This window comes from Jiangella anatolica, from assembly GCF_003236295.1.
Taxonomy (GTDB): Bacteria; Actinomycetota; Actinomycetes; order Jiangellales; family Jiangellaceae; genus Jiangella; species Jiangella anatolica.
The window spans coordinates 69,678-76,041 of sequence record NZ_POTW01000024.1 but is presented as its reverse complement, the minus strand read 5'-3'; the positions used below and the strand labels follow the sequence as shown (position 1 = coordinate 76,041).

Sequence of the window (6,364 nt, the reverse complement as noted above, 5' to 3'; positions counted from 1 at the left end):
CACCGCCCGGTGCGGCGGGTTCGGGACGGCTCACCTGGCGGTCTCGGGCCGCCCGGCGGTGGCGCTCTTCTGCTCCGGCGGGGTCGGCGGCGATGACCTCGCGGCGAAGCCGCTGGTCCAGCGTCCACCGGGTGTGTGTCCGGGCACAGGGCAGCACGGCGGCCTCGACTCGTCGTCGCGATGCGCGGTCGGCGACGCAGCGGGTTCGTTCGGCGATCAGCCGTGCCTTGTCCGCGTCGATGTGGCCGGTGGCGAGCGAGGCAAGGGTGTCGGGGAGGTCCTCCTCGAGCTCCACCGCCAGTGCGACCCGTGCGGTGGCGCGGCCCGGGCTCCAGCGAAGCGCCAGCGACACCTCGTCGCCGGCAGCCTGGACCGCCCGGTGCGTGTGCCCGGTGGCGAGGTCTTCGAGAGCGTCGCAGCGTTGATACTCCGGCCGGGCGGCGAGTTCGGCGAACACCCGCAGCAGCGCCGCCTCGTCGTGGGCGAGCTGACGCTGCCGCGCCTGTGCCACCACGACCAATTCATGCGCCGACAGCGCCGCGAGCTCCAACCGGGCCAGCAGCGCGGCCAGCCCTGGGCCCGGCGGCGCGGCGGCCAGGTGGTCGATCGGATCGGACACGGCGGGTCACCCTCTCTCGTCCACGATGAGGACGCCCAGCCCCTCAGGGGCGAGCGCGTGCCACCCGCATTGGCCCGTCCGGGCTGGGGTGGGACGACCGCAGACACGCTGATCGCTGCGACCGTGGACGAGGTGGGACACCTGGCGTGATGCCCTGCTTCAACGCCCGGGAACCCACTGCTGCCGCTCCCGGTGACGGCCAGACCTTCTGCCGATGATCTTATCGAACACACGTCCGGCCGACAACTGATGACCGATCCGCAGTTGCGGGTTTATCGTATCCGTTGTGCCGCAGTTTCGGATCTCTGACGCCGCTCGCCTGCTCGGGGTGAGCGACGACTCGTTGCGACGGTGGGCGGAGTCGGGCCGGCTGCGGCTGGACCGCGACGACGCCGGACGGATGGTCGTCGATGGGGCCGAGCTGGCCCGGGTGGCCCGCGAGAGCGTGCCCGGCGAGGCGGCGCTGCCCACGCCGCGCGAGTCCGCGCGCAACCACTTTCCCGGCATCGTGATCTCGGTGCGGAAGGACGGCGTGATGGCCCAGGTCGAGATCCAGGCCGGCCCGCACCGCGTCGTGTCGCTGATGAGCCGCGAGGCCGCCGACGAGCTGGGGCTCGAGGTCGGCGTCGCGGCGATCGCGTCGATCAAGGCCACGAACGTCGTCGTCGATCTGCCGGCGGGCCGGGCATGAGCCGGGCCCGGCTGACCCTCGCGGTCACGGCGGCCGCGCTGCTCGCCGTCGCCTGCGGGGGAGACGACGGCGGCAGCGCGGCGCCGCCGGCCGGTGCGCCCGCGACGACGCCGGCCGGGACGGTGACCGTGCTCGCGGCGGCGTCGCTGACGGAGTCGTTCGAGACGCTCGCCGGCCAGCTCGAGGACGAGTACCCGGACCTGGAGATCGTCTACTCGTTCGGGCCGTCGTCGGGGCTGGTCGAGCAGGTGCTGGCCGGCGCGCCCGCCGACGTCCTGGCGACGGCCGACACGAGCACGATGGACGACGCGGTCGCCGGCGGCGTGGTCGACGGGGAGCCGGTGATCTTCGCCCGGAACACGCTGGCGCTGGCCGTCCCGGCCGGCAACCCGGACAACGTCACCGGGCTGGCCGACCTCGCGAACGAGGACCTGCGCGTCGCGATCTGCGAGCCGCAGGTCCCATGCGGGGGCGCGGCCCAGCGGCTGCTCGACGCGGCCGGGGTGACAGCGGCGCCGGACACGCTGACGACCGACGTCAAGGAGGCGGCGTCGCTGGTCGCGCTCGGCGAGGCGGACGCGGCGCTGATCTACGTCACCGACGCGGCGGCCGAGGGCGACGCCGTCGAGATCATCGAGGTGGCCGACGCGGTTGTCAACGAGTACCCCGTCGCGGTGCTGGCCGACGCGCCGAACCCGGAGGGCGCTCGGGCCGTCGTCGACGCGATCACCGGCGAGCCGGGCCGCACCGTCCTCGCCGAGGCTGGTTTCCTGGAGCCGTGAGCCGGAGGACCGCTGACCTGCGCGTCCCGGCGGCGCTGCTGATCCCCGCGGCGCTCGGCGTCGCGATCCTGGTGCTGCCGATGGCGGGCCTGGTCGCGCGGGCGCCGTGGGGGGACCTGCCGTCGATCCTGGCGTCGGACGAGGTGCTGACGGCGCTGCGGTTGTCGCTGGTCACGGCGACGGTGTCGACCGGAGTCGCGCTCGTGTGCGGGGTGCCGGTCGCCTGGCTGCTGGCCCGGACGGCGCTGCCCGGCCGGTCGGTGCTGCGCGGCCTGGTGACGGTGCCGCTGGTGCTGCCGCCGGTGGTCGGCGGCGTCGCGCTGCTGATGGTGTTCGGCCGGCGCGGGCTGGTCGGCGCCTGGCTTTACGACACGTTCGGGGTCAGCCTGCCGTTCACCACCGAGGCGGTCGTGCTGGCGCAGGTGTTCGTCGCGATGCCGTTCCTCATCGTCGCCGTCGAGGGCGCGCTGCGCACGGCCGACCGCCGCTACGACGACGTCGCGGCCACGCTCGGCGCCACGCCGTGGACGACGTTCCGCCGGGTCACGCTGCCCGCCGTCGCTCCCGGGGTGCTGGCGGGCGCGGTGCTGTGCTGGGCCCGTGCGCTCGGCGAGTTCGGCGCGACGGTGACGTTCGCCGGCAGCTTCCCCGGCACCACCCGCACCCTGCCGCTGGAGGCGTACGTCGCGATCAACGCCGGCGACAGCGACGTCGCGATCGTGCTGAGCCTGCTGATGATCGCCGTGTCGGTGACGATCCTGGTCGGGCTGCGGGACCGCTGGATCGGGGCGTCACAATGAGCCTCTCCGCCGACCTCGCGTTTCGCCGCGGTGACCTCGACCTGAGGGTCGCGCTCGACGTCGCGCCCGGCGCGGTGGTCGCGCTGCTCGGCCCGAACGGCGCCGGCAAGTCGACGACGCTGGAGCTGCTGGCCGGGATCCTGCCGCTGGACGACGGCCGCGTCGAGCTGGACGGCGTGACGCTCGACGACCCGGCCGGCGGCGTGCACGTCCGCCCGCGCGACCGGCGGGTCGGCATGGTCGTGCAGGACTACCTGCTGTTCCCGAAGATGAGCGTGCTGGAGAACGTCGCGTTCGGGCTGCGCTCGCGTGGCCTGCCCCGCGACCGCGCCCGTGCCGAGGCGCGCGAGTGGCTGGGTCGGATGGGACTGGACGGCTACGAGCGCCGGCGTCCCGGCGAGCTGTCCGGCGGGCAGGCGCAGCGGGTCGCGCTGGCCCGCGCGCTGATCGTCGAGCCGCGGCTGCTGTTGCTCGACGAGCCGCTGGCGGCCCTCGACGCGGGCACCCGGCCGGCGGTCCGGGCCGAGCTGCGCCGTCACCTCGCCGGTTACGCGGGCTGCACGCTCGTCGTCACGCATGACCCGCTGGAGGCGATGGTGCTCGGCGACCGCGTCGTCGTGCTGGAGGGTGGCCGGGTCGTGCAGCAGGGCGCGCCGGCCGAGGTGGCCCGCCGTCCCCGCACGGACTACGTCGCCCGCCTCGTCGGACTGAACCTGCTGACCGGCACCGCGTCCGGCCGCACGGCCGAGCTGCCGTCCGGCGCCGTCGTCGCACTGGCGCACGAAGCGCGCGGGCCGGTGCACATCGCGTTCCCGCCGGTCGCCGTCACGCTGAGCCCGCGCCGGCCCGAGGGGTCGGCCCGCAACGCCTGGCCGCTGGTGATCGCGGACCTGGAGGCGCACGGCGACCTCGTCCGGGTGACGGCGGACGGCGCGGTGCCGGTGCTCGCCGACGTCACCCCGCTGGCCGTCGCCGACCTCGGCCTGGAGCCGGGCGGGCAGGTGTGGGCGTCGGTGAAGGCCACCGAGATCAGCGTCTACCCGGCGTGACACCATGCTGTCCGTGGCCACCTCGACCCGCGGAAACCCGTCGCTGGGCGACATCCTGCGCAGCGTCGGCGTGCTGGCCGGCGTCATCGCCGCGATCGCGATCGTGTTCAACGTGCTCAACGACCCCGAGCCGCGGCTGCCCGACCCGGTCGACTACCAGCAGGCGCTCACCGTCGCGCGGGAGGAGTACGCGTACCCGGTGCTCGCGCCGGAGCCGGTCCCGGACGGCTGGCGCGCCACCAGCGTCGACTTCGCCCAGGAGGAGAGCGGCGACCGGTGGCGGCTGGGCTTCCTCATCGACGAGGGCGAAGCGTTCGTCGGCCTCGAGCAGACCGACGGCGAGATCGAGAGCTACCGCGACGAGCGGCTGGAGGACTTCGCGCCGGACGGCGAGAGCACCATCGACGGCGTCACCTGGGAGCGCCTCCTCGAGGACGACGACGCACCCGACCGCGCACTGGTCCGGGTCGACGGCGCGTTGACGATCGTGCGCGGCACCGTCTCGTACGAGGAGCTCGAGGCGTTCGTCCGGCTGCTGCGCTGAGTGTCACAGGTCCCGGGCCGGCGGCACCTTCGCTGACGTGGCGGGAAACGACGGCAGCGGTCCGGTCCGGCGGGCGTTGACCGGTCTGCTCGACGCGTGGCTGGACCTCGACCGCACCAGCGCGCCGCTGTTCGGCGAGGTCCGCTCCCGGGCGGCCGGAGTGGCCCGGGCGGCCGACGCCGCCCGGGTAGGCGGCCTCGCCACCCAGGTCGTGTCGCACGCCGACGCCGGTGCGACGGCGGCGGAGCGGGAGCTGGCCGGGCTGGCAGGGGTGTTCGCCGCCGAGACGCGGTCGCTGGTGGAGCTGCTGACCGGCGCGCCCTGCGTGGTGACGCCGTCGATGCTGGGTTCGGGTCCTGCGGCGCTCGTCGCCGGATTCGCCGGCGGTCCCGGCCACGACTACGTCGCCGACCTGGTCGCCGACGCCGCCGTCGACGAGCGGCAGCCATCCGAGGTCGCCGAGCGTGCCCCCGTGGTCAACACGATCCCTCTCTCGGTGGCCGCCGGCCTGCGCGCCGAGTTCGGCGACGAGGTGGGCGACGAGCTGCTGGCGATGGTCTGCCATGCCCGCGGCCACGCCGTTCAGCTGCACGGGCCCGACGTGCCGGACGAGGCGCTGATGGCCCGGGTGAGCTGGAAGAAGGACCCGATGGGCCGGACCGACGCGAAGAACTCCTGGCGCCGCGATCCGGACGGGACGGTCACCACGAAGCACGGGATCGGGCACATCGCGGGGAAGTTCACCACGGTGGAGGCGATGATCAAGCCGCTGAAGGCCCTCCTGGCCCACACCGGCGGCACCCTCGACGGCCTACACGACTACCTCACCGACCAGGCCGACGCCGGCCGCGTGCGAATCTTCGTGCCCGCCGACGTGGCCGGCCTCGAGCCGGGCGACGCGACGGGGTTTCGCGGCTCGGGCACCGGCACGACACTAACCGCGCGGCACTGGAGGTCGGCTCGTGGCGATGCCATGCAAACTGGTGGTGGTCCGATGCCGATCGTCCGAACCGACCAGATCGCCGAAGGAGAGGACCCGGGAGCTGCCATGATCTTCCGTAGGACCGACCTCGGCACGTGGGCACTGGTGACCTGCTACCCGACCGAGGTCGCCGACGAGAAGTTCATCCGGCTGAGGAGCACGACCTCGTGACAGACACGACTCGCAACTACGACCGCATCCTCGGGAACTGGTTCACCGGCGTCGATGGCGACCCGGATGGCTACACCGAGGGGTGCGAGTCCGTCGCGTCCTGGGAGAGCGACCCGGAGCGGCGCGAGCAGTTCGCCGCCTTCAAGGACGAACTGGCCGCGCACATCCGTGACTCGTCGGACCAGCCGGTTGGCCAGCGTGAGACGCAGTGGCTGAATGACGAGTGGCTGCGCAATCTCTGGTACGACCTGTTCGGACCCGAGCCGGCGCCGGACGACCCGTACCCCGTCCCGGCGGAGGACTGGGGCCACCCGCGCGAGACGCCGTACATCGAGTACGCCGTCGGTCACGAGGCCGACAGCACCGAGGCCGAGAGGGCCTGGCTGGCCCAACGCGGCCTCACGCACGCCGATATCCAGCGTGGTTACTCCTGGCGGCAGCAGCCGCCGCCCGACTATGCGGACCGGCTGGCCCGGCTCACCGCCGAGGGCAGGCGCACGTCCTACGACGGCGAGGTCTGATCGTCAGTGCCGGCGGCGCTCGCCGCGTCGAGCTTGGCCCTTGCCCCGTCCAGATAGCGCTCGCACAGGGCGGCCAGATCCTCGCCGCGCTGCCACAGCGCCAGCGACTCCTCCAGCGTGCTGCCGCCGGCCTCCAGCTTCGCGACGATCTGGATGAGCTCGTCGCGGGCCTCTTCGTAGGTGGGTTCGGCGGACTGCATGGGAC

At 73.7% G+C, this 6,364-nt stretch carries 9 protein-coding genes; 7 read left to right on the top strand and 2 right to left on the bottom strand.

Annotated elements, in window-relative coordinates; genetic code table 11:
• A partial coding sequence (locus C1I92_RS12395) for a DUF222 domain-containing protein (protein WP_146605115.1) occupies positions 1 to 619 on the bottom strand: 619 nt, incomplete at its 3' end.
• Positions 620 to 905: 286 nt separating this feature from the next.
• On the opposite strand from C1I92_RS12395, the gene C1I92_RS12390 reads away from it, so the two are divergent.
• The 7 genes from C1I92_RS12390 to C1I92_RS12360 are packed head-to-tail and all read left to right on the top strand — an operon-like array spanning position 906 to position 6,159.
• Positions 906 to 1,310: a TOBE domain-containing protein gene (locus C1I92_RS12390; RefSeq protein ID WP_111254965.1), complete on the top strand. Its 405-nt coding sequence runs from the start codon at positions 906 to 908 to the stop codon at positions 1,308 to 1,310.
• Entirely contained in the window at positions 1,307 to 2,092 is a 786-nt protein-coding gene (gene modA / locus C1I92_RS12385) for a molybdate ABC transporter substrate-binding protein (RefSeq protein WP_111254964.1), read from the top strand. Before C1I92_RS12390 ends, modA begins: the two co-directional genes overlap by 4 nt.
• Positions 2,089 to 2,892 carry an ABC transporter permease gene (locus C1I92_RS12380; protein ID WP_233506936.1) on the top strand — a complete coding sequence of 268 codons (804 nt, stop codon included), beginning with the start codon at positions 2,089 to 2,091 and terminating at the stop codon, positions 2,890 to 2,892. The genes modA and C1I92_RS12380 overlap by 4 nt, the downstream gene beginning before the upstream one ends.
• Entirely contained in the window at positions 2,889 to 3,941 is a 1,053-nt protein-coding gene (locus C1I92_RS12375) for an ABC transporter ATP-binding protein (protein WP_111254963.1), read from the top strand. The genes C1I92_RS12380 and C1I92_RS12375 overlap by 4 nt, the downstream gene beginning before the upstream one ends.
• A 13-nt stretch (positions 3,942 to 3,954) precedes the next feature.
• Positions 3,955 to 4,485: a DUF4245 domain-containing protein gene (locus C1I92_RS12370; RefSeq protein WP_158564101.1), complete on the top strand. Its 531-nt coding sequence runs from the start codon at positions 3,955 to 3,957 to the stop codon at positions 4,483 to 4,485.
• A 37-nt stretch (positions 4,486 to 4,522) separates the two neighbouring features.
• Entirely contained in the window at positions 4,523 to 5,638 is a 1,116-nt protein-coding gene (locus C1I92_RS12365) for a hypothetical protein (protein WP_146605114.1), read from the top strand.
• Positions 5,635 to 6,159, top strand: a complete 525-nt coding sequence (locus C1I92_RS12360) for a hypothetical protein (protein ID WP_111254960.1) — start codon at positions 5,635 to 5,637, stop codon at positions 6,157 to 6,159. Before C1I92_RS12365 ends, C1I92_RS12360 begins: the two co-directional genes overlap by 4 nt.
• Here the strand turns inward: C1I92_RS12360 and C1I92_RS12355 are convergent.
• Entirely contained in the window at positions 6,141 to 6,359 is a 219-nt protein-coding gene (locus tag C1I92_RS12355) for an exodeoxyribonuclease VII small subunit (RefSeq protein WP_111254959.1), read from the bottom strand. The genes C1I92_RS12360 and C1I92_RS12355 overlap by 19 nt on opposite strands.
• Between the last annotated feature and the right edge of the window lie 5 nt (positions 6,360 to 6,364).

Excerpts from the sequence above, each read along its gene's own strand:
- C1I92_RS12355 (WP_111254959.1), bottom strand. The coding sequence starts at position 6,359 with ATGCAGTCCGCCGAACCCACCTACGAAGAGGCCCGCGACGAGCTCATC.
- C1I92_RS12375 (WP_111254963.1), top strand. The coding sequence starts at position 2,889 with ATGAGCCTCTCCGCCGACCTCGCGTTTCGCCGCGGTGACCTCGACCTG.
- modA (WP_111254964.1), top strand. The coding sequence starts at position 1,307 with ATGAGCCGGGCCCGGCTGACCCTCGCGGTCACGGCGGCCGCGCTGCTC.